Below are 415 nucleotides of genomic sequence, written 5' to 3'. Positions count from 1 at the left end.
CGCCGGAGTTCCATGCGTTGCTGGCCGCGCAGAAGGTGACGGTGTTGAGCCAGACCCCGTCGGCGTTCGACACCTTGCTACAGACCGTGGCCGGTGAGGACGGCGCTGCGGGTGAGCTGGGTTGTGTGGAGACGGTGGTGTTCGGTGGTGAGGCGCTGGTGGCCTCGCGGTTGGGTGCGTGGTTGGCCGGGCCGGGCCGGCGTCCGCGGTTGATCAACATGTACGGGATCACCGAGACGACCGTGCACGCGACGTGGCGTGAGATCACCGCGGCCGACACCGTGACGGGGCCGGGCAGTCCGGTCGGTGTCGGGTTGGCCGGTATGCGAGTAGCGGTGCTGGACAACGGTTTACGTATGGCGCCGGTCGGAGTGACCGGCGAGTTGTATCTGGCCGGTCCGCAGGTCGCTGATGG

General features: G+C 68.2%; 1 protein-coding gene. It reads left to right on the top strand.

The features are described from left to right. Positions 1–415, top strand: a 415-nt coding sequence (locus JK358_RS38805; protein ID WP_201958887.1) for an AMP-binding protein, incomplete at both ends; no start/stop codon positions are given.

This window comes from Nocardia acididurans, from assembly GCF_016741815.1.
GTDB classification, from domain to species: Bacteria; Actinomycetota; Actinomycetes; order Mycobacteriales; family Mycobacteriaceae; genus Nocardia; species Nocardia acididurans.
The sequence above is the reverse complement of the archived record's forward strand: the minus strand, read 5'-3'. Positions and strand labels throughout refer to the sequence as shown.